Raw genomic sequence first — 23265 nt, forward strand, 5'->3', positions numbered from 1 at the left:
ACAGCCTCTAACTAAGGCTCTCCGCCCGGTTTGCTAAAAATGCTGCCCGAGATTCATCGTAGGCGGTCAGGATTGCGGTCAGATCCACATTGTCGCCTTCGCCGCCTGCTGCCCGCCGTTCGCCATCCTGACAAAGTTTGGAAAACTGATCGAATCCCAGGCTCAGCGCGCTGCCTTTCAGGAAATGCAGGTTTTGTTCCAGTTCTGTCCGCGCGGTATCATTGTGCAGGCGCGCAAGAGCTTCCTGAACCTCATCCAGAAAGATCTGCACCACCTCGTCAAACTCGTCAGCGCCAACCTCATCCCGCAATTGTCTGACCCTGTGCCAGTGGATCATGGTGCCCTTCTCGCCTCGTTCTGTTGTGTCATGGAATTAGCATCTGTGCAGTAAAGGTCGGGTTAAGCCGGTCGAAGAAACCTCGGATTGCACCTTCATCGGATATTAAATCACCGCGCGCTAGGGTTGTGACATTCGAAAACGCGTGCGGTGCAGAGGGTGATGGTGTCAGGACCCGGACAGGCGGAAGCCAGCGCAGAGCTGGAGTTTGGTGCGATCCGCAGGGTGTTGGTCGTGGATGACAGCCGCCTGCAACGGCGCATTCTGGTTGCATCCCTCAGAAAATGGGGGTTCGAGGTCATCGAGGCGGACGGCGGTGAAGCCGCTATTGCCTTATGTGCCGAAAGCCTTCCGGATCTGGTTGTCAGCGATTGGGTCATGCCGGGGATGAGCGGGCTGGAATTCTGCCGCGCCTTCCGGGCGTTGGGCGGCGATCACTACAGCTATTTCATCCTTCTCACCTCCAAAAGCGAAAAGCAGGAGGTCGCGCGCGGGCTGGATGCCGGTGCAGACGATTTTCTGATCAAACCGCTCGAGGCGGATGAGTTGCGCGCCCGTATCTCGGCCGGAGCACGCATTCTGGATATGCAACGCGAACTGTCGGAAAAGAACCGTCTGATCGAAAACGCGCTGAACGAGTTGAAGCAGGCCCACCACGCCATCGACAAGGACCTGATGCAGGCCCGAAAGATCCAGCAGTCACTGGTGCCCGAGTTCAGCCGGGAATTCGGCAATTCCCGGGTCAGCCTGTTGCTTAAACCCTGTGGCCACATTGGCGGTGACCTTGTTGGTATGTTTTCCCCAGGCATCAATCGCCTTGGGTTTTACAGCATTGATGTGTCCGGGCACGGTATCACTTCGGCGATGATGACGGCGCGTCTGGGCGGGTATCTTTCCAGCACACATTTCGATCAGAACGTGGCGATGGAGCGTCGGTTCGACAAGTTCTTTGCCCTGCTTCCACCGGAACAGGTTGCTGCGACGCTCAACTCACGCCTGATGGCGGATGCCGGTGTCGAAGAATATTTCACGATGGTCTACGCCATTGTCGATCTGCGCAACGGTCATGTGAAAATGGTGCAAGCAGGGCATCCGCATCCGCTTCTGCTGCGCCAGGATGGCAGCGCTGAGTTTCTGGGTGAGGGCGGTCTGCCGATCGGCTTGCTACCGGATGTTCACTTCCAGCAGACGGAACTCTACCTCAAGCCCGGCGACAGGCTGATGCTGTATTCCGATGGGTTCACGGAATGCCGCCTGGCCGATGGCGGTCTGCTGGACGAATCCGGATTGCAGCAAATGGCGCTGGGCTGCGCGTCGGACCGGGCAGGAAGCGAGTTTCTGGACGACATGTTCTGGCAGCTCACCCAGGCCGCTTCGCCCGGTGAAGGCATGGACGACGATGTCTCGGCCGTTTTTTTTGAGTTTAATGTTTGTCAGAGCCTGTTCAAATGAAGTCTGGCAAAGTGCCGATCGCCGCCGTTGCCCAACATCTCAACCGCGTCCGCGCCATGCATCCACAATGCTTCGTGAAAGGGTTCGCTGGGCGGGCCCATGCGGCGCACAGGCCTTGCGCGATAGATCAGGCAAACCTTTTCGGCCCACAGATCGTATTCCGGCATGAACGTGAACCGTCGGAACGCGCCGATGCGCCGGGGCGCGGCGATTTGCCAGCCTGTCTCCTCGTAAACCTCGCGGTGCAGCGCAGTGATCGGGGATTCGCCGGGATCGATACCGCCACCGGGTAACTGAAGGTCCGGCCCAGGTTCGGTCTGGCAGGTCAGCAACAGGTGCCGGCCTCGCGGCAGCAGACCGTAAACGCCCACCCTGCGTATGTACTTGCGCCCCGGTTCCGGGGTTTCACCGAACCGTCTGATCATGTATGGCCCCTTACAACCCAATCTGTTCGACCTATATGGTGGCGGTATGCCAACCCGTGGCGTGTAAGGAAACCCCATGTCTCTTGGAACGAAAATCGCGTGGGACGACACCGTCCTGCCCTTTCAACTCGATGTATCGGATATGCGCGGCCGCGTGGCCCGTCTGGATGGCGTTCTGGACGGCATCCTGAAACAGCACGACTATCCCGAAAAGGTCGAGGCATTGGTGGCCGAGATGGCCCTGCTGACCGCGCTGATCGGCCAGACTGTTGCGTTGCGCTGGAAGCTTTCGCTGCAGGTACAGTCCAAGGGTGCGGTGCGGATGATCGCAACGGATTATTACGCGCCTCAAAAAGAGGGTGAGCTTGCCCGCATCCGCGCGTATGCAAGCTTTGACCGCGATCGGCTGACCGATGCCGCGCCGTTTGATCAGGTGGGCGAAGGCTATTTCGCGATTCTGATCGACCAGGGGAAAGGCACACAGCCCTATCAGGGCATCACACCGCTGGCCGGCGGTTCGCTCAGCGCCTGCGCTGAGGCATATTTTGCGCAATCCGAGCAATTGCCAACCCGGTTTTCGCTGAGCTTTGGCAAATCGACCGAACCGGGCGTGGGGGAACACTGGCGCGCGGGTGGCGTCATGTTGCAGCATATGCCCAAGGCCTCGCCCTTTGTGGCGACCAGTCAGGGCGAGGGCGAAATCCTGACAGCAAGGGATTTGGTCGACGGCGAAGAAGGCGAAAACTGGGGCCGGGTCAATATCCTGCTGGATACGGTCGAAGATCTGGAGCTCATCGGGCCTTCGGTGGCACCCACGGACCTGCTGATCCGCCTGTTTCACGAGGAACAGCCCCGCGTTTATGACGCGCAAGCCGTGCAGTTCGGCTGTACCTGTTCCGAGGACCGTGTACGGCAGAGCCTGTCGATCTATTCCGCCAAGGACATCGAAAAGATGACCACTCCCGAAGGTCAGGTGACGGCTGACTGCCAGTTCTGTGGCGCACATTACGTGCTTGACCCCGAAACCGTGGGTTTCGATGCCAAAGAGTCCGGCGGTGCATGACCTGACTGAACAGCTCAGGGCGGCCCTGCGCCGACCGGGCGGTGGGTCCAGCGATTTTGACCTGAACCCCGATGCGGTTCTTCCGCCCGGGCGGAAACTGCGTCCTGCGGGTGTGCTGGTGCCGATTTCGCTGGTCGGGGAGCAGCCGCGTCTGATTCTGACCAAACGGTCGTCGGCCCTGAAACACCATCCCGGGCAGATCGCCTTTCCGGGTGGCAAGCAGGACGGTGACGATGCCGACGTCACCGCCACGGCCCTGCGCGAAGCCCGCGAAGAGATCGCGCTGCCACCTGAACTGCCCGAAATCCTGGGACACCTGCCCGCGCATGAGACCGTGACATCGTTTCAGGTGACGCCGGTTGTCGCCATATTGCGGCGGCCTTTCACCCCGATCCCCGAACCCGGTGAGGTGGAGGAAGTTTTCTCGGTTCCGCTTGCACATGTCCTCAACCCTGCGAATTATATCGTGGAATCGCGTCGTTGGAGGGGCCAAAGACGGCACTATTTCACAGTTCCGTTCGGTCCCTATTACATCTGGGGCGCAACGGCCCGCATGTTGCGGGGATTGGCAGCACGGTTGAATGAATGAAGCGGATTGTTGAACCCTGGGTTACGGAACCGGCAACGCAGAAGGTCTGTGCGGCCCTGACAGAAGCCGGGGCGCAGGCGCTGTTTGTCGGCGGTTGCGTGCGCAACGCATTGTTGGGCGAACCTGTGTCGGATATCGACATCGCCACAGATGCGCCGCCGGAACGGGTCATGCAGCTTGCACGGCATGCGGGTCTCAAGGCTATCCCAACCGGGATTGATCACGGAACCATCACGGTCGTTTGTCACGGGGTCGCGCATGAAATCACCACGTTCCGCCGGGACGTGCAAACGGACGGTCGCCGGGCCGTTGTGGCATTTTCGGATAAGGTGGAAGAAGACGCCGCCCGCCGTGATTTCACCATGAATGCGATCTATGCCGCGCCGGACGGGACGGTTCTTGACCCGTTGAACGGCCTGCCCGATCTGCAGGCCCGTCGGGTCCGTTTTATCGGAACCGCCGAACACCGCATTCGCGAGGATTACCTGCGATCCCTGCGCTTTTTCCGGTTTCACGCCTGGTATGGCGATCCGCAGGCCGGGTTCGATCAGGATGCGCTGGCGGCGATTGCGGCTAACCCGGACGGGCTGCGTCAACTGTCGCGCGAACGGGTCGGGGCCGAGTTGCTGAAGCTGCTGGCAGCCCCTGATCCCGCACCGTCGGTGGCGGGAATGCGCAGTACCGGCGTTCTGATGCAAGTGCTGCCCGGGGCGGATGACAGATCACTGGCACCGCTGATTGCACTGGAACAGCAGGCCGGCGCGTCCCCTGATGCAGTACGCAGGCTGGCAGCCATTGCAACACCCGAAGACGCCGCGACCCTGCGCCTTAGCCGGGCGCAACTGCAGCGGCTGACCCGAATGCGGGAAGAGGCCTCGGGGACCGCAAGCGTGGCCGAGTTGGGTTATCGCTATGGCGAAGAGGGTGGATTGCACGAAACCCTGCTGCGCTGTGCGTTGCTGGAACAACCCTGGTCGGATGACCTGAAACAGCAGTTGAAAGCTGGCGCGGCGGCCCGTTTTCCAATCGGTGCAACGGACCTGATCCCCGATTTTTCCGGGCCCGCACTGGGCCAGAAACTTGCCGAACTGGAGCGCCGTTGGATCGAGTCGGGCTTCCGGCTAAGCCGCAAAGAGCTGCTTGCCGATTAGCGCGAGGTCTCAAAAAGGGATGACAAGTCAAATCGTTTGTGGTTACTTGCCCCCGTCACATGGATGGAGGAATGCGAATGTATTACGGGATCTGGTTCGGCTAAAGCCGGAACACTTTGACCCGTAAGGGTGGTGTTCTGGCGCCATCTTTCTTCGCACGCCCCTAGTTTATGCTCAATCGGAGCACTCTCCATGTTTCGCTATTTCGAAAACCTTGTTGACCCTTTTGTCGCCTATACCGAGACCGACACACCGCCGACGCGGCTGTGGCCATTCATGCTGGACTATTCGAGCCCGTTCTACAGGATCTTCATCTGGACGGCGCTGATTTCTGTCATCGTGGCCGGGGTCGAGATCGGTCTGATCTACTATATGGGGCGCGTCGTGGACCTGCTCAGCGGATCGCCCACCGAGGTTTGGCAGGCGCATGGAACGGAACTGATCCTGATGGCGGTCTTTGTCTTGTTCCTGCGGCCTTTGTTGCATGTGGTGGACGTGCTGCTGCTGAACAACGCGATCCTGCCGAATTTTGGCACCCTGATCAGGTGGCGCGCGCATAAACACGTGCTGCGCCAGTCCGTTGGATGGTTTGAAAACGACTTTGCCGGACGTATCGCAAACCGGATCATGCAAACCCCTCCGGCTGCCGGCGAGGTGATTTTTCAGGTCTTCGACGCGATTTCCTTTTCGCTGGCCTATCTGATCGGTGCGGCAATCCTTCTTTATGCGGCAGACGCGCGTCTTCTGATACCGCTGCTGATCTGGTTCGCGCTCTATGCAGCTCTGGTCCGGTGGACCGTCCGGCGTGTGGAACCGGCGTCAAAAGCGGCGTCTGATGCGCGGTCAACCGTGACCGGGCGGGTTGTGGACAGCTACACCAACATCCATTCGGTGAAGATGTTCGCGCACGATACGCAGGAGCTCGACTACGCCCGAGAAGCGATCGAGGAAACGCGGCGGACCTTTCAGATCGAGATGCGGATCTTCACCGTGATGGATGCCGTTCTGGTCACGCTGAACGGTCTGCTGATCGTCGGCGTTGTGGGCTGGGCCATTTCCCTGTGGATGCAGGGCAGCGCGTCGGTCGGAGTGGTTGCCGCCGCCACCGCCCTGACCCTGCGGCTGAATGCCATGACCGGCTGGATCATGTGGGCGCTGACCAGTTTTTTCCGCCAGCTCGGTATCGTTGCCGAAGGGATGGAAACGATTGCGCAGCCCATCGACCTGCTGGACGCACCGAAGGCCGACGATTTGCAGCTGACCAAAGGCCAGATCGAAATCCGCGACCTGTCGCATCACTATGGCCGGGAAACCGGTGGTCTGGATCACGTCGATCTGACAATCCGCCCGGGTGAAAAAATCGGCCTGATCGGGCGGTCGGGGGCCGGGAAATCGACCCTGGTCAAGCTGCTTTTGCGGTTTTACGACGTCGAGAGCGGCGCAATCCTGATCGACAATCAGAATATCGCCGACATCACGCAGGACAGCCTGCGCAGCCACATCGGCATGGTCCAGCAAGACAGTGCGCTGTTGCATCGATCGGTGCGGGACAACATCCTCTATGGTCGACCCGATGCCACGGAAGATCAGATGATCGCCGCCGCCAAACAGGCCGAGGCGCATGACTTCATCCTTGACCTGCAAGACCCACAAGGGCGCACAGGCTACGATGCCCATGTGGGTGAACGCGGCGTGAAACTAAGCGGCGGTCAGCGGCAGCGGGTCACGCTGGCGCGGGTGATCCTGAAGGACGCGCCGATCTTGTTGTTGGACGAGGCGACTTCTGCCCTAGATTCCGAGGTCGAAGCCTCAATTCAGGAAACTCTTTACGGCATGATGCAAGGTAAAACCGTAATCGCCATCGCCCACAGGCTCAGCACCATCGCGCAGATGGATCGCATTCTGGTGATGGATGGGGGCCGAATCGTGGAACAGGGCAGGCACTCTGAACTGCTGTCGCAAGGCGGGCTTTACTCGCAGTTCTGGGCGCGGCAGTCTGGCGGCTTCCTGAACCCAGAGGCTGCTGAATGAGGCTTGCAAACCTCATCGACCCTTTCAAAGGCGCTGAAACGCCCCCACCGCAGAAGTTGGGGGCGTTCATTCGCTGGTGTCTAGCGGGGTCCTGGTCGATCCTGTTTGTGGCGGCGTTCCTTTCCATGCTGGGCGGAGCAGCAGAAGTGGCCACCGCGTGGATACTGGGAAAGGTGATCGACATTGCCACCTCCAGCGGGCCGGAGAACCTGTTCAATGAACGGAACCTGTGGGCCTTCGGTGGTGCCGCGATCTTTTTGATGCTGTTGCGGCCGATCATCGCGGCCTTGTCGTCCTTCTCGAACAATTACGTTGTGATGCCCAACATTACGCCGCTGGTTCTGGCCCGGTTGAATCGTTGGACGCTGGGCCAGTCGACGACCTATTTCGATGACGATTTTGCCGGCCGTATCGCGCAGAAACAGATGCAAACGTCGAATGCAATGGCGTCGGTGGTGTCGGATGTCATCAGTGCAATCGTATTTGCGCTGGCTTCGCTTGCGGGATCTTTGCTTTTGTTAGGGTCGATTCACCCGCTGGTCATGCTGCCTTTTGCCGGATGGCTTGCGGTGTATCTGCTGTTGATCCGATGGTACTTGCCACGCATCCGCCTGCGTTCAGCCGCGCGGGCAGGAGCCCGGGCCATGGTGTCGGGGCAGGTGGTGGATACCATCACGAACATCAAGACGGTTAAACTGTTCGCCCATTCCGACAACGAAGATCAGGCCGCGCGTGACGCCATGATGACCCTGCGCGAAAGGTCACTGGATTTCGGTTGGCTCTCGGCCAGTTTCCGATCCATCCTGATGGCGTTGGCAGGCGTGTTGCCTGTGCTTTTGCTGGGAGCCACACTTTTGTTGTGGCAGGCAGGCATTGCCACGGCGGGCGACATCGTCGCGGCAGGCGCAGTGTCGATCCGGATCGCACAGATGACAGGCTGGGTCAGTTTCACGCTGATGGGCCTTTATGCCAATGTCGGCGAGATCGAGAATGGCATGAAGACACTGACCAGGCGGGACCGGATCGAAGACCGCAGCGGCGCAACACATCTGAGCGTCACCAAAGGTCGCATCGCTTTTGAAAACGTCAGTTTCGCCTATGGGCGGGATATCGGCGGGGTTGCAGACCTGAACCTGACCGTCGCGCCCGGCGAAAAGCTGGGTGTGGTTGGTGCCTCGGGGGCCGGAAAATCGACTTTGGTTTCCCTGCTGCTACGGCTTTATGATCGGGAAGAGGGCGCGATCCTGATCGATGGACAGGACGTTTCTAAGGTGACGCAGGACAGCCTGCGCAGCCAGATCGGGATGGTCACGCAGGAAACGGCGATGTTCAACCGCTCGGCCCGTGAAAATATTCTGTATGGCCGACCCGACGCCACGGAACCCGAACTGATCGCCGCCGCGCGGAAGGCCGAAGCGCATGAATTCATCCTCGGGCTTGAGGATGCGCAGGGTCGAACCGGTTATGAAGCGCATCTGGGGGAGCGGGGCGTCAAGCTTAGCGGTGGTCAGCGCCAGCGAATCGCGCTGGCCCGCGCCATTTTGAAGGACGCGCCAATTCTGGTTCTGGACGAAGCAACCTCGGCGCTGGATTCCGAAGTTGAGGCATCGATCCAGGCCGCCTTGCATCGCGTCATGCAGGGCAAAACCGTTCTGGCCATCGCGCACCGCCTGTCGACCCTGATCGAGATGGACCGCATTATCGTGCTGGATCATGGACGCATCGTGGAAAGCGGAACCCACGAGGCGCTGCTGGAACAGGGTGGGCTTTATGCCCGCTTCTGGCACCGGCAGTCGGGTGGCTTCATTCAGGCCGAAGCGGCGGAATAAGGCGCAAAGCGTTCAGTCAGGGGTTTTGTTGCGGGCGCAGCCCCGGTATCAGGCCACGCATGACGCAGCAATTCATCATCACCCGTCTTGGCCATCAGGGCGACGGCATCGCCGAAGGCCCGGTCTATGCGCCGCGCACCCTGCCGGGAGAAGTGGTCAGCGGGACGTTGCAGGGCCAGATTCTCGGCGATATCCGCGTGGACACCCCATCGGAAGACAGGGTCAAGGCACCGTGCCGCCACTACAAAGCCTGTGGCGGATGCCAGTTGCAACATGCAGCCGACAGTTTTGTCGCGGACTGGAAGGTCGAAGTGGTGCGCAACGCACTGGCCGCACAGGACCTGAGCGCGCCCATGCGTCCGATCCATACGTCGCCGGAACGGTCGCGCCGTCGGGCAACAATCGCGGTGCGTCGAACGAAAAAGGGAACGTTGGCCGGGTTTCACGGACGCGCCTCGGACACGATCACCGAGATCCCCGATTGCCAGCTGCTCGACCCGGCGCTGATCGCTGCCATCCCCGTTGCCGAAGCATTGGCTGCTCTGGGGGGCAGCCGGAAAGGCGTGCTGGCTGTGACGCTGACATTGTCCGAGGTCGGCCTGGATGTATCCGTTCAGGGCGGCAAGCCGCTGGACGGCCCGCTGGAACTGGCGCTGGCGCAGGCGACTGAGGCAAACGGGCTGGCAAGGCTGGCCTGGGATGGCGAGGTGATCGCCATGCGTACGCCTCCGTTCCAGAGGTTTGGTCAGGCGGAAGTCACCCCGCCGCCCGGCGCATTCCTGCAGGCCACGAAGGACGGGGAACAGGCTCTGATACAGGCGGTTTTGCAGGCCACGCAGGGCGCGAAGCGCGTCGCCGATCTGTTTGCGGGGTGCGGTACGCTCTCGTTACCGCTTGCGGAACAGGCCGAGGTTCACGCCGTCGAAGGCGAAGCGGCGATGACCAAGGCGCTGGACCGGGGCTGGCGCAAAGCCAAAGGTCTGAAACGGATCACGACCGAGGCCCGCGATCTTTTTCGCCGACCCCTGATGCCGGATGAGCTCAAGTCTTTTGACGCCATTGTGCTGGACCCGCCTCGTGCGGGCGCGCAGGCGCAGGTGGCCGAACTGGCGCAGGCGCTGCGTCCGGTCGTGGCCTATGTGTCCTGCAACCCCGTGACCTTTGCGCGGGATGGAAAAATTCTGGTTGATGCCGGATATGCCCTTGAATGGGTACAGGTCGTTGACCAATTTCGGTGGTCGTCACACACCGAACTTGCCGCGCGGTTCACTTTAGGCCCAGCACAATGATCAGACCGGAGATATTCACAATGGGGATCACCCAGCGCCTTTCGACTGTCATCGAAGCCCCGGCATTTGGGCGTTTCATCACCGGTGTCATTATCTTTAACGCCATCTTGCTGGGCATGGAAACTTCGCCCAGCCTGATGGAACGCGCAGGCCCCCTGATCGTGACGCTGGACAGCCTGTGCCTGACGGTCTTTGTGGCCGAGATTGCCATGAAGCTTGTGGCAACCGGTCGGCGGTTCTTTCAAAGCGGCTGGAATATTTTCGATTTTCTGATTGTGGGTATCGCCCTCATTCCGGGAGGTGCGGGCCTGTCAGTGCTGCGGGCTCTGCGTATCCTGCGGGTTCTGCGTGTCATTTCGGTGGCCCCGCGCCTGCGCCGCGTTGTCGAAGGGTTCATCTCGGCGCTTCCCGGCATGGCCAGCGTGTTTCTGCTGATGGCGATCCTGTTCTATATCGGTGCCGTCATCGCGACCAAGCTGTTCTCGCAGTCTTTCCCGGACTGGTTCGGTGATCTGGGCTTGTCCGCCTATACGCTGTTTCAGATCATGACGCTGGAGAGCTGGTCGATGGGCATCGTCCGCCCGGTGATGGAGGTCTATCCCTACGCGTGGATTTTCTTTGTGCCCTTTATCATGGTCACGACCTTTGCCGTGGTGAACCTGCTGGTCGGTCTGATCGTCAACTCGATGCAGGATGCCCACCATGCCGAGGATGAAGTCAAAACCGATGCCTACCGCGATGAGGTTCTGGAGCGTCTGGAAACCATCGAGCGCCACCTGACCAGGCAGTTGAACAGCAAAAAGTGATTTCAAATTTCGCGTTTTCTGGCATAATCATCGCAAAAAAGCAGAAGCAGGCAGTGAATATATGGATCGTCGAGTATTTGGATTAGGGGCGATGGCGACGCTGGCCCTTTCGGCATGTGCATCCGCCAACCCGAAATTTCTGACATATCGCGGGCCCGAGGTGACGTCGCTGGTCGTCAACAAGAGCGCGCGCAAGCTGTATCTGTTGCACAACGAACGGATACTGAAAGAATACGATGTCGCGCTGGGCTTTGCGCCCCAAGGTACCAAGACAAAACGCGGCGATGGCCGCACACCCGAAGGGTCGTACCTGATTGACCGCCGTAACCCGCGCAGCCGCTATCACCTGTCGATCGGGATTTCCTACCCGAATTCGGAAGACATTGCGCAGGCCAAAGCCGCAGGCGTCGATCCGGGCGGCGACATCTTCATTCATGGTGAGCCCAGCCTCAGGTCTGAAATCCGCCGCTCCCGTAAGACGCCCGACTGGACGGCAGGCTGTATCGCCGTAAAAAACAAAGAAATCGAAGAGATTTACGCGATGGTGAACAAGGGCACGCTGATCACCCTGCGCCCCTGATCCTAGACCGGTTTCCAGTCTCCAAATCCGAATTGCTGATAGTCGCGCTGGTAGGTTTCAACCGCCAGCGCTTCCAGTTGTGCGTCATAAATCTGATCCAGCGCGTAGGGGGTGTCCGGCGCACATGTTGCCGGTTGGGGCGGCGAAGGATGGCCCGTTTTGCGCGCCAGTTCCGGCAGGGCGATGACCATTTCATCTTCCCGCAGGATCAGATCGGGCAGCGCAAAGGCCGACATCCCCTCCAGCGTGTGCGCCTGACTGCACCAAACGCCGTCCACCCGAATGGACGTTTGCCCGGACAGATTGTGGTGCAGGAATTTCAGAAAGGCCGCAAACGCCTGATAGTGCTGTTCCAAGGGGTAATTACCTTCACGGATCTGGCCGGGAATGGGAAGCTTGAAACGGTTGCGCAGGGTATTTCGGATGGAAGCATAGGCACCTGGATCGGCGCTGAGAATTTTTGAAGAGAACGCGGTATGGGCCCGCGCCAGTGGGTGGCGCAAGACACTGAATTTGCGGTGTCCGGGGTTGGCCTCCAGCCATTGTCGGATCTGCCTGCGATTGCGGTTCGTGACCGGCGCGCTGCCATCAAGATCGGCCATCCATGCCGTCACCACGTCGTCGATTCCGCCGCGCAGGGGAAGATACATCAAAGGTGTACGTGCGGCAGTGACGTATTGGCCTACTGCCGGCCCGCGGCGCGGCTCGAAAGCGGGATTGCGATGCAGGTTGAACGTGTCCAATCCGGACAACGCCTGTTCCAATTCCTCCGGGTTTGAGACTTTGGACAAGGCCGGGCCGGGATTCTGGGGTTTGAGCGTGTCGTCCAGCGCCGTCAGTCGCGCCTGTATCCCCAGCCACGATGCCAGACCGTTTAGAATATCCAGTCTGTTAAGGTCGTCATAGGCCAGAAAAAATGCGGTCTGCCCGGTTTTCTGCAGCTGGTTCAGCAGCATCAGTTGAAATTCCTGCTGCTGATCCATGTAATCCGAGAACTCTTCAGCCTGAAACGTGACCAGAGCATCGCGGCGGCGCTTTATGTTCTTCAACTGCCATTGCATGGTCTCCCGCGCAATTTTCAGTGAGATGTAGCTGTCCAGCGGATTTCGCGTCAGAACAATCTTGGCACAGCGCGGGTCGTTCAGCGCATGCTCCAGAACGCGGGGATCGTGACCCTGAAAATAGCGAAACCCGTTCAGTGCGCCGGGGGCTGCTTTGATGGCGTCCAGTAACAGGTCGGGATTTTGGTCGCGTTCGGTCAGCGAAACACCCAGCAATTCCTCGGACTTCAATCGGCCGATGAAATGCGGATTGAACGCTTCTCCGTGGCAGGTCACACCCTCCTGTGCGTTCAGATTGGCTTCCAGCAGATTGGATCCCGTGCGCATGGCGCCAAGAACGATGAAGTAATCCCAGGGACCGGACATGGCGATTTACTGAACCAAATAAGGTTTTCGGAACGGTTTGGTCTGGCTGCCAAACACGTCGTCTACCGTGAAATCGCCCATCAGATACGGGTGCATTCCCTGGTTCTTCAGGTTTTGCAGGAATTGACCGAAGCCGGACAGATCAACCATCTTCGGCGCCTCAATCAGGTGGCTCGGTTGCTGGGTCCCGATCTCGTCTATCACCTCATGCAGCGCCTCAATCGGAGATTCGACAAACTCTGCCATACACCAGGTGCGCACCCGCGCCTTGGTCCAGACCGAGGTCAGAACCTCAAGCTGTTTGCTTTCGACCTGTTGCAGGCGCGCAGCCTCATTGCGGATGTCGGCGAAGTTCCGGTTCGACCGGAACAGCGGAATTGCCCAGGCACCGGTGATCACTGAAATCTGTGCGTTCTTGTCGCGCGCCAGAAACCAGTTGATATCCTGCGTGTCCGCCGGGCCGAACTGGAAACACTGCCTTTCGCCGCGAGTATTCCAGATCAGGTTCGACAGGAAAGCCTTCGTGTTGTAGTCGCGCAATGTGGCGCAATCGCTGAGTGCGCCGTTCGTGATCGTCTGGTCACCTGCAAACTCTGCCCGTTCAGGGCTGAACACATGACCATGTACGCGTGTGTTTGTTGTGTTTTCCAGCCAGGTTTCGAAATCTTCAAAAAGGTCGGAAAATCCCTGAAATACCGAATATGGAAACGACGTCAGGCCGTTCTCGCTGCCATGTCGGGGAAACCGGCTTTGCATGTACAGCCCGTCGCGCCCGCGCATGCGCCGCTCGACCGCTTTGGAAAATACCCGGTCGATCTTGCCCGGATTTGGCTCGGCCGGTTTCATCGCCCCAGCTTGATCGGTCAAAAACGACTGGTACAGCCGGTCGGCCTTCCACCAGATCTTGCGGGCCACAAAACAGTCCGAACGGCGCAGCAATTGCAGGTGGTCATCATAGAATATGTGCGGCCGACCCTGATAGTCGAACTTGGACAAGGTCAGCGAGCGGCTTTCGATATGCGTTGAATAGAGCCTTGCGAGCGTCTGGAAATAGCTTTCATCCGGTATCCAGACGCGGCGGAAATAGCGGTCGTAAACGGGGCGTTTGGGGTCTTGCAGGATGGCCGACAGGGTCTGCCGGGTCAGGCACCACCACTGGCTGCCCATATGCGGGACCAGCCCGTCCGGGATACGCCGCCGCAAGCCCAGAGCGCGTTGAAATTTGACGTAAGTATCAAACAATTTGCGGCGCTTGCGCCAGGAAAACGGGAACCGCAGGGTGAACCGTTCATGATCCAGACCGCCGATGGTCCAGCTGACATCGGCGGTGGTCGCGCTTTCGATGAAATCGACGCGCGGGCGGTCCGACAGATAGTCGATCAGTTCCTGCACGGGCCGCAGGGGCAGACAGGCCCCGGACGACAAAAATACGTGGCGCACATCCGGGAACTGTTCCAGCATCAGCGTCGCCGCGCATTGCGAGGCTGCGACGATGCCCCAGCCGCCCCATTCGCAGGCATGCCGGTCCGAGAATACAATCAGGGGATTGTCGGCGCAGGCCTCGGAAAACTCGGCAAATGCCTGGTCGGAAACCTTGCGATCCACGTGGATCACTACCGGGCAGCCGGACGTTGTCCAGTGGCGCGCGACCTGCTCGGCACGGTCCAGTGCTGTATGCACCAGCATGACGACGCCCAGACCGCTCATGCCCAGTTTCCTTTCGACATAAGGCCCAGAATCTCAAGCTGTCTCCAGTTGATGTATTTCTCGGACCAGTCGCACCAGAAAACCGGTTTGCCTTCCAGCCGCTGGGCATAGGCCCGGTACTCGTCCGAGCCGCGATAATGCTGGCCGCGGTGCAGTTCTTCGCGCGCCTTGTCGCCCAGAGTGTTGATCAGCTTGGCATGAAGCAACGCGCCGCTGGCCTTTTCACCGCCCCATTCGTCGTAGACCTGGTTCAGCCCGCGCGGCAGCAGGGAATGGGTCGAGCTGACATAGACATAGCGCTTGTCCCATTTGACCAGCGGTATCTTGTTCAACGCCGGAGCTTTTGAGGGATTGTCCTGAAAGAACACCCGCGCGCGGGGACCGCCCTGAATCCACAGATTTCCATAATCGGGGTTCCGGGTAATCATGTAGTTGCCCGAGTCGAACCAGTTCGCGATTTCGAACGGATTCTGCCCTTCTTGATATGGCGCCTCATCGACCGGACCCTGCGGATACATGTCGATCAGCATGGTGCCAAAGCTGCGTACGGCGCAGCCATCCAGCCAGTCCGTCAACGCGCGGATCGGGCGGGTGTCACAAAACGGGTAAATGAAGAACTCATCCGGGTCGACCGTCAGGACCCAGTGATCGGGCGCGTATTTGCGCAGCAGATAGTTGGACCAGTCCAGACCAAAGGATGCGCGCTTATAGCTGGCCTCGGCCTGCCAGACGGACACATCCGGCTGCGCCTCAAGAAAGGCGCAGGTTCCGTCATCGCTGTCGTTATCGACAAACAGGAAGTGATTGATGCCCAGGTTGCGATAATAGTCCAGAAAGAACGGCAGCCTGATCTTTTCGTTGCGTACAACGCTCATCAGCAAGACATCGCCACGCTGTATTTGCGCGGTGTTGTTCGAAACCGCGCGCAGCTCGCTTCGTTTGCGCACACAGCGCACCAGACGGCGCTTGCGCCGAAGCCTCATTCTATATGAATCCAACAGGCTCACGCGACTGCCCAACCCTTATTATTACGCGAGCAGGCCCGGGGCCTGTTCAAGCCTGAGTGGATCCGAGCCATTGCCGTTTTATGCCACCTATGCATCTTGCGAGGCAACGGGTTTAAAAGTTGTTAGCCGGGGGCGTTGCAATTCTGTCGGGAAGGCGGCAATTCAGTTCCAGCCCCCGTCATTCATCAGCCCCAGTGCGCGCAATTGCTGCCATCCAGCGTAGTGCTCTGATCGCTCTGTCCACATGACAGGCTGCGCAATTATGCCATCGTAATATGGCCCGAATTGGTCCGGATCATGAAAATGCTGACGCCTGGCTTTCTCGGTTTTGGACCTGTCGACGACATCCGGCAGGAATTTGGTGTGCAGCAGGATACCCGAGGCCGCAGTCCCCCCAGGCCCGTCATAAATGGCGTTCAACCGGCGCGGCAGCGCGGAATGGCACGAGTTTACAAATGCATAATGCCGCGACCATCGCACCAGCGGTATCTTGTTCAGCGTGGGCGACCGACGTGGGGCACTTGCAAAAAACATCCTCTCGCGGGCTCCGCCCTGCACCCAAAGATTACCCAGCGGGCTTTGGCGCTGCACCCGGTAGGGACCGTTGTCGAACCCGTCCAGTACCCGGATCGGGTCGGTTTCGGGGTCATAGGTTTGATTCCCCAGCGGCCCTTGCGGATACAGATCCAGCATCAGCGCGCCAAAGGCGTCTTGCCCGTGCGACTCCAGCCATGCGGTCAGATCATGTAGCGATCTGGTCTCGTGATGGGCGTAAATCAGCAACTCGTCCGCATCAGCCATCAAGGTCCAGTGCCCGTGCCCGTATCGCATCTGCAGCCAGGTCAGCCAGTCCAGGCCAAACCGCGCGGCACGGTAGCTGGCCGCCGTGTTCCAGACCGAAACATCGGGTTGTTCCAACAGATATTCGGTCGATCCGTCGTCGCTGCCGTTATCCACGATCAGAAAATGATCCACGCCGTAGGTTCGGTAGTGTTCAAAAAACCACGGCAGCCGCGTCATCTCGTTGCGCAGTGTGGTAAAGGCCAGAATATCTCCCTTACCGATTTTCTCCGTCCGGTCCTCAAGACAGGACAGCTGGCGGCGGCTTCGGAATGAGCGCCACAAGAGCCCGCGGCGTTTCAGCCGCAACCGGTACATCTGCGCCCAGCCAATGGATGGCAGATCCTGTACCGGGTGCGCGGTCACATGACCCTCATTTCTCGTAGTGTCCGGTCTGGTGCCAGCGCCATGCGTCCCGGACAATCGTCTCTAATGTTGATCTTTTCGGCCGCCAGCCCAGTTCCTGTTCCGCCCGGTCCGAGCCCGAAACCAGCCGCGTACAATCCCCGGCGCGACGGGGTCCGATCGTATAGGGCACTGTTCGGTTGGTGACCGCGCCGGATTGCTCGATCACTTCCATCACCGAAAACCCGGACCCGGTCCCCAGGTTGAACACCCGGTTGCCTTTGCCGTTTTCCAGCCATTTCAGTCCCAGAACATGGGCATCCACCAGATCGCAGACATGAACGTAATCGCGGATACAGGTGCCGTCCGGCGTATCGTAATCGGTTCCGAACACGGTCAAACCAACCCGCTTGCCGTCGATGGCATCCAGCATCAGCGGCACCAGATGGGTTTCGGGCCGGTGAAACTCGCCAACTTCTGCGTCAGGATCAGCTCCTGCAACGTTGAAATAGCGGAAAATGACGTGATTCAGCCCGTGCGCGGCCCCGAAATCATGCAGAATATCCTCAATCGCGCGTTTCGAGGAGCTGTAGGCATTCACCGGGTTCTGTGGCGCGTTTTCGTCCAGCACCACATTGTCCTGATCGCCGTAAGTGGCACAGGTCGACGAAAAGACGAAATCCAGACACCCGGCTTCGACGGCTGCTTCGATCAGGTTCAGCGAACCGGTGACATTGTTCGCCCAGTATCTGCCGGGTTGCGCCATCGCTTCGCCCACCTGGCTGAGGGCGGCGAAATGCATCACCGCAGCGGGACGGTATTTGGCAAACACCTGATCCAGCCTGTTTCGGTCCAGCAGATCCCCATGCTCGAACGGTCCGAATTTCACCGCGTCCTGCCAGCCGGTAACCAGATTGTCATATGTCACAGGCGTATAGCCAGCGGCGGCAAGGGCCTTGCAGGCATGCGACCCGATATATCCGGCGCCGCCGGTGACAAGAACAACTGTCATGGGTGATCCAATTTCCGAACGTCAAAAAACACTAGGCCATGAAAGGAGGCGGTGAAATGGGGAAAAACGTTCAATCCAACCCCATCGCGGCCATCATTTCTTCGATCTTTGGCACGTCTTGCGGGTTGTTCAGTTCCCAGAACTGGCGGCCCTTGGCCTCAACCTCGACGCACAAAACCTTGCGGCCGTTCTCCATGAACCGAAGCTGCTCCAGTCCTTCCAGTTTCTCCAGCGGCCCCACCGGCCAGTCGGGATAAGCGGCCAGCGCATCGGGTCGATAGGCATAAACACCCACGTGATGGAACACCGGGGTTGGCTCGTCACCCGCATAAGTGGCCGTGGTAAAGGGGACCACCTCTTTCGAGAAATACATCGCGCTGTGATCTGCACCGAACACGGCGGTTGTGCCGCCGACCCGTCCGTTCCTGCGATCATTCAGCAGGCTGTTCAGCGCATCACCGTCACAACGCAGGACCGGCGTGGCCACACCCGCGTCAGGGGCCGTACGTAACCCCGCGATCAGATCTTCGACGAACCAATGCGGTGTCAGCGGCGCGTCGCCCTGCAGATTGACGACGATCTCGTAGCCCGAACCCAGATTGGCATGGGTTTCGGCGCAGCGTTCCGTGCCGTTACCGCAGGTCTCGGAGGTCATGACCACTTCCGCCCCAAACCCTTCGCATACGTCACGAATACGGTCATCGTCTGTGGCCACTACAACGCGGTCCACGCCGGATACCGAACACGCAGCGCGCCAGGATCGTTCGATCAGGGTCATGGACACGCCATTTGCACCGTTCAGCGGCACCAGCGGTTTGCCCGGATAGCGGGTCGACGCGTAACGGGCGGGGATTGCGATCAGTACAGACATCAGGCTTCCTTCAGTTCCACACCCGGAGCGTAGGCAATGAAGAACGGATTTGCATAGTCTTCCTTGCCATAGCTCAGCGGTGAATGATCGTCGAAGCGAACGACCTTGCCCCCGGCGCCGGCCAGAACCGCGTGTCCGGCGGCGGTGTCCCACTCCATCGTGCGGCCAACCCGTGGATAGATGTCGGCCTCGCCAGTGGCCACAAGGCAGAACTTGAGCGACGAGCCGGCGCTTTTGCTGTCCTTTACCTGATATTTGTTGATGTAATCCTCGGTCGCCTGGTCCCGATGCGATTTCGAGGCCACGACCAAAAGGGCGGAATTGTCCGGTTCAGACACTGAAATTGGCGTAACGTCCCCGATAATGTCCATCTCAAGCGCACCTGTTTCTTCGACCGACCGGCCATCGGCCCGCGTGTAGAACATGCGGCCCCGGGCAGGTGCATAAACAACGCCGCGCGTGGGAACGCCGTTTTCGACCAGCGCGATATTGACGGTGAAATCACCACGCCGGTTGATGAATTCCTTGGTGCCGTCCAGCGGGTCGACGATCAGAAACGTATCACCCTTCTGCGTGTGCGAGGCCGCCTGTTCCTCGGTCACCAGCAGGACGTCGGGAAAGGCTTCGCGCAGACCGGCCGAGATCAGGGCATCTGCCGCCTCGTCCGCTTCGGTCACGGGGCTGGCATCGGATTTGACCTTCACGTCGAAATCATCCGCCTCATAAATCTGCATGATCTTGTCCCCTGCTTGCAGGGCAAGGCGTCTGATGACGGGAATTAACGCGTCGTAGGTCACAAAAATGCTCCGTTCCTGGGATTTGTTGATCCAATGTCCTGTTGGACTTATGATGTGACGGTTACGGAACGGCAAGAATTTCGTGCCAGTTTTTGGGCAAAGAAGCAGGAAAGACGCGTCGGGTGTTTTATTACAAGCGCAACCAAACGCTTTTGGGCGGTTCCTTCACCACGGCGGAACTGGTGTTTCACGCCGTCGTGCGGCAGATACGCTCGCAACATTCGAATGCTGTTATCGCGATTTTCATCAACATCATGCAGATCGTCATTCTGGCCACTGTCTTCTACCTGATACTGTCATTCATGGGGGGACGGATTGCCAAAATCCGCGGCAACTTCGTGCTTTACATGCTGTCGGGCGTTTTCATGTTCATCATGCATGTAAAGTCGGTATCCGCGATTGCCGGTATTGCGCCGGGGAACAATCCGATGATGCTGCATTCGCCGATGAATCCGATGATCATGCTTTTGGCGGCGGCCTTCGGCGCGCTTTATACGCAGCTCGTTTCAATACTGGTGATCCTGTTCGTGTATCATGTCGCGGTTGAACCTTTGGATATTCTGGACCCAGGCGGCGCCTTCGGAATGCTGATCCTGTCTTGGTTTGTGGGATGCACGGTGGGATTGAACCTGATGGCCCTGAAGCCGTGGTTTCCAAGGACGGCGGAGATGTTGAAAAACATCTATCGGCGTCTGAACATGGTGTTCTCGGGCAAGATGTTCGTCGCCAATGCGCTGGGCGGCTATATCCTGATGATGTTCGCCTGGAACCCGCTGTTTCACATCATCGACCAGGCCCGGGGCTTCATTTTCCGCAACTATTTTCCACGGAACACAAACTGGGAATATGCCTTGTGGGTTGGCATAGCGCTGCTGATGATCGGGCTATTGGGAGAGTTCTTTACACGCAAACACGTGTCTCAAAGCTGGGACGCACGCCGCTAACGGGCCACCCGCAGCGTCAAGTTGATCCGCCCGCCTTTTGGCAAGAGTTTGGAAGATCCGAAGCGGATGCGATCGATCCCGTGATAAGTCAGCCGTGCCGGCCCGCCCATGATGACAACGTCGCCCGAGTTCAGCCAGATCGACTCGGTCTTGCCGCCTCGGGTGGTGTTGCCGATCCGAAAAAGCGCATCATCCCCCAGCGAAACCGAAAGAACCGGCCAGGAAAAATCGGCCTCGTCCTTGTCCTGATGCAGACCCATCCGGGCGCCTTCCCCGTAATAATTGATCAGACAGCAATCGGGGTCGCGTTCACTGCTGGCAAGGTCGTGCCACAGGTTCAGGATCGGTTCGGGAATGTCGGGCCAGGCCTTCCCTTGCGGGTGCTGTGTTTGATACCGGTAGCCATCCCGGTCCGTGACCCAGCCAACGGCCCCGGCCGAGGTCATGCGCACCGACATCGCCTTGCCTTGCGGCGTCACCGGCCGCACCAGTGGCACTGCTTTCAGAATCGGGCGCAGCGTTTCGATCAGTTGCGTCTGGGCCGCTGCATCCAGCCAGCCCTTTCTGATATCGAATCCGCGCAAAATCAGCCGGGCCATCCCAGAATCCTCAATCCTTGCCAAAACCTTGCCGAAAAAGGCCACAAAATCCCGAAAACCTGCGTTTTACACCGCTTGCAGGCCTTTCGTCGCGCCCTTATATACGCCGGGACGCGCAATGGTGTAGGGCCATTACGCAATGCAGATCGGGGCAGGGATGCCATAACGGGTCCCGGCCTCGGGACATCGCCTTGAAGAGAAAGGGATTGAAAATATGGGTAAAGTAATCGGGATTGACCTTGGTACCACAAACTCGTGCGTGGCCATCATGGACGGCTCGCAGCCGAAAGTCATCGAAAACGCCGAAGGGGCGCGGACCACGCCCTCGATCGTCGCCTTCACCGAAGATGAGCGACTGGTCGGTCAGCCTGCAAAACGTCAGGCGGTCACCAACCCCGACAACACGATCTTTGGCGTCAAGCGTCTGATCGGTCGTCGTGTGGATGATGCCGAAGTCGAAAAAGACAAGAAAATGGTGCCGTACGCCATCGTTGATGGCGGCAATGGCGACGCGTGGGTCCAAGCCCGCGGCGAAAAGTACTCCCCAAGCCAGATCTCGGCCTTCACTCTGGGCAAGATGAAGGAAACCGCCGAGAGCTATCTGGGTGAGGAAGTCACGCAGGCCGTGATCACCGTTCCGGCATATTTCAACGACGCTCAGCGTCAGGCCACCAAGGACGCGGGCAAGATCGCCGGCCTGGAAGTGCTTCGGATCATCAACGAACCGACAGCTGCCGCGCTGGCCTATGGTCTGGACAAGAAAGACACTCAAACCATCGCGGTCTATGACCTTGGTGGCGGTACTTTCGACGTGACCATCCTGGAAATCGACGACGGCCTGTTCGAAGTCAAATCGACCAACGGCGACACCTTCCTAGGCGGTGAAGACTTTGACATGCGCATCGTCAACTACTTGGCGGACGAGTTCAAAAAGGAACACGGCGTCGACCTGTCTGCCGACAAGATGGCGCTGCAGCGTTTGAAAGAAGCTGCTGAAAAAGCCAAGATCGAGCTGTCCTCGACCTCGCAGACCGAGATCAACCAGCCGTTCATCTCGATGGGTTCGAACGGCCAGCCGCTGCACATGGTCATGAAACTGACCCGCGCCAAGCTGGAATCGCTGGTTGGCGATCTGATCAAGAAGTCGATGAAGCCCTGCGCCGCAGCTCTGAAAGACGCCGGTCTGTCGGCTGCTGACGTGGACGAGGTTGTTCTGGTCGGTGGTATGACCCGGATGCCGAAAGTGATCGAAGAGGTCACCAAATTCTTCGGCAAAGAGCCGCACAAGGGTGTGAACCCGGACGAAGTGGTTGCCATGGGCGCCGCCATTCAGGCCGGTGTTCTGCAGGGCGACGTCAAAGACGTGGTTTTGCTGGACGTGACCCCGCTGTCGCTGGGCATCGAAACCCTGGGTGGCGTGTTCACCCGTCTGATCGACCGCAACACCACGATCCCGACCAAGAAGTCTCAGGTCTTCTCGACGGCCGAGGACAACCAGAACGCCGTAACCATCCGCGTGTTCCAGGGTGAGCGTGAGATGGCTTCGGACAACAAGATCCTGGGTCAGTTCAACCTCGAAGACATCCCGCCCGCACCGCGCGGCATGCCGCAGATCGAGGTGACTTTTGACATCGACGCCAACGGCATTGTCTCGGTTTCGGCCAAGGACAAAGGCACCGGCAAGGAACAGAAGATCACCATCCAGGCCTCGGGCGGTCTGTCCGACGAGGACATCGAAAAGATGGTCAAGGACGCCGAAGAGAACGCGGAAGCCGACAAGGAACGCCGCGAGCTGGTCGACGCCAAGAACCAGGCGGAAAGCCTCATCCACTCGACCGAAAAGTCGATGGAAGAGCATGCCGACAAGGTCGACCCGACCACCATCGAGGCCATCGAGCTGGCAATTGCCGCGCTGAAAGACGAGCTGGAAACCGAAAACGCCGACAAGATCAAATCGGGCATCCAGAACGTCACCGAAGCTGCGATGAAGCTGGGCGAGGCCATTTACAAGTCGCAGGCCGAAGGAGGTGAAGAAGAACCGGCAGCAGCAGATGCCGCGCCGGGTGATGACGACATCGTCGACGCCGAGTTCGAAGATCTGGACGACGACAAGCGTAACTAACGGGTAACCGGGCCAATTCGGGCCGGTCCGGTTGCCGGGCCG

The 23265-nt window shown here is 59.1% G+C and carries 21 protein-coding genes; 11 read left to right on the forward strand and 10 right to left on the reverse strand.

The window, feature by feature from the left end:
• Positions 1-7: 7 nt before the first annotated feature.
• On the reverse strand, positions 8-337 hold the full coding sequence (locus ACR0JW_RS19175; RefSeq protein ID WP_170680162.1) for an Hpt domain-containing protein: 330 nt from the start codon (positions 335-337) through the stop codon (positions 8-10).
• Between the two features lie 162 nt (positions 338-499).
• Between ACR0JW_RS19175 and ACR0JW_RS19180 the strand changes: the two genes are divergently transcribed.
• Complete coding sequence (locus ACR0JW_RS19180; protein WP_480714317.1) at positions 500-1789, forward strand: PP2C family protein-serine/threonine phosphatase; 1290 nt, start codon at positions 500-502, stop codon at positions 1787-1789.
• Here the strand turns inward: ACR0JW_RS19180 and ACR0JW_RS19185 are convergent.
• The gene (locus tag ACR0JW_RS19185; RefSeq protein WP_170612719.1) at positions 1771-2214 is read right to left on the reverse strand and encodes an NUDIX hydrolase; all 444 of its coding nucleotides are present in this window, start codon (positions 2212-2214) and stop codon (positions 1771-1773) included. The two genes, ACR0JW_RS19180 and ACR0JW_RS19185, sit on opposite strands and share 19 nt — an antisense overlap.
• A gap of 76 nt (positions 2215-2290) precedes the next feature.
• Between ACR0JW_RS19185 and hslO the strand changes: the two genes are divergently transcribed.
• The 8 genes from hslO (at position 2291) to ACR0JW_RS19225 (ending at position 11552) form a co-directional block, all read left to right on the forward strand.
• Positions 2291-3277 carry an Hsp33 family molecular chaperone HslO gene (gene hslO, locus ACR0JW_RS19190; RefSeq protein ID WP_170680166.1) on the forward strand — a complete coding sequence of 329 codons (987 nt, stop codon included), beginning with the start codon at positions 2291-2293 and terminating at the stop codon, positions 3275-3277.
• The gene (locus ACR0JW_RS19195; RefSeq protein WP_170612715.1) at positions 3252-3866 is read left to right on the forward strand and encodes a CoA pyrophosphatase; all 615 of its coding nucleotides are present in this window, start codon (positions 3252-3254) and stop codon (positions 3864-3866) included. The genes hslO and ACR0JW_RS19195 overlap by 26 nt, the downstream gene beginning before the upstream one ends.
• Entirely contained in the window at positions 3863-5017 is a 1155-nt protein-coding gene (locus ACR0JW_RS19200; RefSeq protein ID WP_170680168.1) for a CCA tRNA nucleotidyltransferase, read from the forward strand. The genes ACR0JW_RS19195 and ACR0JW_RS19200 overlap by 4 nt, the downstream gene beginning before the upstream one ends.
• 192 nt (positions 5018-5209) lie before the next feature.
• On the forward strand, positions 5210-7048 hold the full coding sequence (locus ACR0JW_RS19205) for an ABC transporter ATP-binding protein (protein ID WP_170680170.1): 1839 nt from the start codon (positions 5210-5212) through the stop codon (positions 7046-7048).
• A complete protein-coding gene (locus tag ACR0JW_RS19210) occupies positions 7045-8877 on the forward strand; it encodes an ABC transporter ATP-binding protein (protein WP_170680172.1) in 1833 nt (610 codons plus the stop codon). The genes ACR0JW_RS19205 and ACR0JW_RS19210 overlap by 4 nt, the downstream gene beginning before the upstream one ends.
• 59 nt (positions 8878-8936) lie before the next feature.
• Positions 8937-10166 (forward strand): methyltransferase, encoded by a 1230-nt coding sequence (locus tag ACR0JW_RS19215; protein ID WP_170680174.1) that lies wholly within the window; start codon positions 8937-8939, stop codon positions 10164-10166.
• A 20-nt stretch (positions 10167-10186) separates the two neighbouring features.
• On the forward strand, positions 10187-10972 hold the full coding sequence (locus ACR0JW_RS19220) for an ion transporter (protein WP_170612705.1): 786 nt from the start codon (positions 10187-10189) through the stop codon (positions 10970-10972).
• A gap of 61 nt (positions 10973-11033) precedes the next feature.
• On the forward strand, positions 11034-11552 hold the full coding sequence (locus ACR0JW_RS19225) for a L,D-transpeptidase family protein (RefSeq protein ID WP_170680176.1): 519 nt from the start codon (positions 11034-11036) through the stop codon (positions 11550-11552).
• Between the two features lie 2 nt (positions 11553-11554).
• Here the strand turns inward: ACR0JW_RS19225 and ACR0JW_RS19230 are convergent, their stop codons facing one another.
• The 7 genes from ACR0JW_RS19230 to cysQ form a co-directional block, all read right to left on the reverse strand.
• On the reverse strand, positions 11555-12979 hold the full coding sequence (locus tag ACR0JW_RS19230) for a nodulation protein NodH (protein WP_480714318.1): 1425 nt from the start codon (positions 12977-12979) through the stop codon (positions 11555-11557).
• Positions 12980-12985: 6 nt separating this feature from the next.
• A complete protein-coding gene (locus ACR0JW_RS19235) occupies positions 12986-14686 on the reverse strand; it encodes a DUF5927 domain-containing protein (protein ID WP_480714319.1) in 1701 nt (566 codons plus the stop codon).
• Positions 14683-15669: a glycosyltransferase family 2 protein gene (locus ACR0JW_RS19240; RefSeq protein ID WP_480714320.1), complete on the reverse strand. Its 987-nt coding sequence runs from the start codon at positions 15667-15669 to the stop codon at positions 14683-14685. Before ACR0JW_RS19240 ends, ACR0JW_RS19235 begins: the two co-directional genes overlap by 4 nt.
• A gap of 186 nt (positions 15670-15855) precedes the next feature.
• Positions 15856-16851, reverse strand: a complete 996-nt coding sequence (locus ACR0JW_RS19245; protein WP_170680307.1) for a glycosyltransferase family 2 protein — start codon at positions 16849-16851, stop codon at positions 15856-15858.
• A 55-nt stretch (positions 16852-16906) separates the two neighbouring features.
• Positions 16907-17890 (reverse strand): UDP-glucose 4-epimerase GalE, encoded by a 984-nt coding sequence (gene galE, locus ACR0JW_RS19250; protein ID WP_480714321.1) that lies wholly within the window; start codon positions 17888-17890, stop codon positions 16907-16909.
• Positions 17891-17960: 70 nt separating this feature from the next.
• The gene (locus tag ACR0JW_RS19255) at positions 17961-18761 is read right to left on the reverse strand and encodes a 3-deoxy-manno-octulosonate cytidylyltransferase family protein (protein ID WP_170680182.1); all 801 of its coding nucleotides are present in this window, start codon (positions 18759-18761) and stop codon (positions 17961-17963) included.
• Complete coding sequence (cysQ, locus tag ACR0JW_RS19260) at positions 18761-19558, reverse strand: 3'(2'),5'-bisphosphate nucleotidase CysQ (protein ID WP_170680184.1); 798 nt, start codon at positions 19556-19558, stop codon at positions 18761-18763. The genes ACR0JW_RS19255 and cysQ overlap by 1 nt, the downstream gene beginning before the upstream one ends.
• Positions 19559-19680: 122 nt before the next feature.
• On the opposite strand from cysQ, the gene ACR0JW_RS19265 reads away from it, so the two are divergent.
• Positions 19681-20502 carry an ABC-2 transporter permease gene (locus tag ACR0JW_RS19265; RefSeq protein WP_170680309.1) on the forward strand — a complete coding sequence of 274 codons (822 nt, stop codon included), beginning with the start codon at positions 19681-19683 and terminating at the stop codon, positions 20500-20502.
• Here the strand turns inward: ACR0JW_RS19265 and ACR0JW_RS19270 are convergent.
• On the reverse strand, positions 20499-21101 hold the full coding sequence (locus ACR0JW_RS19270; protein WP_170680186.1) for an alpha-ketoglutarate-dependent dioxygenase AlkB: 603 nt from the start codon (positions 21099-21101) through the stop codon (positions 20499-20501). The two genes, ACR0JW_RS19265 and ACR0JW_RS19270, sit on opposite strands and share 4 nt — an antisense overlap.
• A 214-nt stretch (positions 21102-21315) precedes the next feature.
• Between ACR0JW_RS19270 and dnaK the strand changes: the two genes are divergently transcribed.
• A complete protein-coding gene (gene dnaK / locus ACR0JW_RS19275) occupies positions 21316-23223 on the forward strand; it encodes a molecular chaperone DnaK (protein ID WP_170680188.1) in 1908 nt (635 codons plus the stop codon).
• The last annotated feature ends 42 nt before the right edge of the window (positions 23224-23265 follow it).

This window comes from Ruegeria sp. BG6, from assembly GCF_056538465.1.

Excerpts from the sequence above, each read along its gene's own strand:
- ACR0JW_RS19175 (WP_170680162.1), bottom strand. The coding sequence starts at position 337 with ATGATCCACTGGCACAGGGTCAGACAATTGCGGGATGAGGTTGGCGCT.
- ACR0JW_RS19180 (WP_480714317.1), top strand. The coding sequence starts at position 500 with ATGGTGTCAGGACCCGGACAGGCGGAAGCCAGCGCAGAGCTGGAGTTT.
- ACR0JW_RS19185 (WP_170612719.1), bottom strand. The coding sequence starts at position 2,214 with ATGATCAGACGGTTCGGTGAAACCCCGGAACCGGGGCGCAAGTACATA.
- hslO (WP_170680166.1), top strand. The coding sequence starts at position 2,291 with ATGTCTCTTGGAACGAAAATCGCGTGGGACGACACCGTCCTGCCCTTT.
- ACR0JW_RS19195 (WP_170612715.1), top strand. The coding sequence starts at position 3,252 with ATGCCAAAGAGTCCGGCGGTGCATGACCTGACTGAACAGCTCAGGGCG.
- ACR0JW_RS19200 (WP_170680168.1), top strand. The coding sequence starts at position 3,863 with ATGAAGCGGATTGTTGAACCCTGGGTTACGGAACCGGCAACGCAGAAG.
- ACR0JW_RS19205 (WP_170680170.1), top strand. The coding sequence starts at position 5,210 with ATGTTTCGCTATTTCGAAAACCTTGTTGACCCTTTTGTCGCCTATACC.
- ACR0JW_RS19210 (WP_170680172.1), top strand. The coding sequence starts at position 7,045 with ATGAGGCTTGCAAACCTCATCGACCCTTTCAAAGGCGCTGAAACGCCC.
- ACR0JW_RS19215 (WP_170680174.1), top strand. The coding sequence starts at position 8,937 with ATGACGCAGCAATTCATCATCACCCGTCTTGGCCATCAGGGCGACGGC.
- ACR0JW_RS19220 (WP_170612705.1), top strand. The coding sequence starts at position 10,187 with ATGGGGATCACCCAGCGCCTTTCGACTGTCATCGAAGCCCCGGCATTT.
- ACR0JW_RS19225 (WP_170680176.1), top strand. The coding sequence starts at position 11,034 with ATGGATCGTCGAGTATTTGGATTAGGGGCGATGGCGACGCTGGCCCTT.
- ACR0JW_RS19230 (WP_480714318.1), bottom strand. The coding sequence starts at position 12,979 with ATGTCCGGTCCCTGGGATTACTTCATCGTTCTTGGCGCCATGCGCACG.
- ACR0JW_RS19235 (WP_480714319.1), bottom strand. The coding sequence starts at position 14,686 with ATGAGCGGTCTGGGCGTCGTCATGCTGGTGCATACAGCACTGGACCGT.
- ACR0JW_RS19240 (WP_480714320.1), bottom strand. The coding sequence starts at position 15,669 with ATGAGGCTTCGGCGCAAGCGCCGTCTGGTGCGCTGTGTGCGCAAACGA.
- ACR0JW_RS19245 (WP_170680307.1), bottom strand. The coding sequence starts at position 16,851 with ATGTACCGGTTGCGGCTGAAACGCCGCGGGCTCTTGTGGCGCTCATTC.
- galE (WP_480714321.1), bottom strand. The coding sequence starts at position 17,890 with ATGACAGTTGTTCTTGTCACCGGCGGCGCCGGATATATCGGGTCGCAT.
- ACR0JW_RS19255 (WP_170680182.1), bottom strand. The coding sequence starts at position 18,761 with ATGTCTGTACTGATCGCAATCCCCGCCCGTTACGCGTCGACCCGCTAT.
- ACR0JW_RS19270 (WP_170680186.1), bottom strand. The coding sequence starts at position 21,101 with ATGGCCCGGCTGATTTTGCGCGGATTCGATATCAGAAAGGGCTGGCTG.
- dnaK (WP_170680188.1), top strand. The coding sequence starts at position 21,316 with ATGGGTAAAGTAATCGGGATTGACCTTGGTACCACAAACTCGTGCGTG.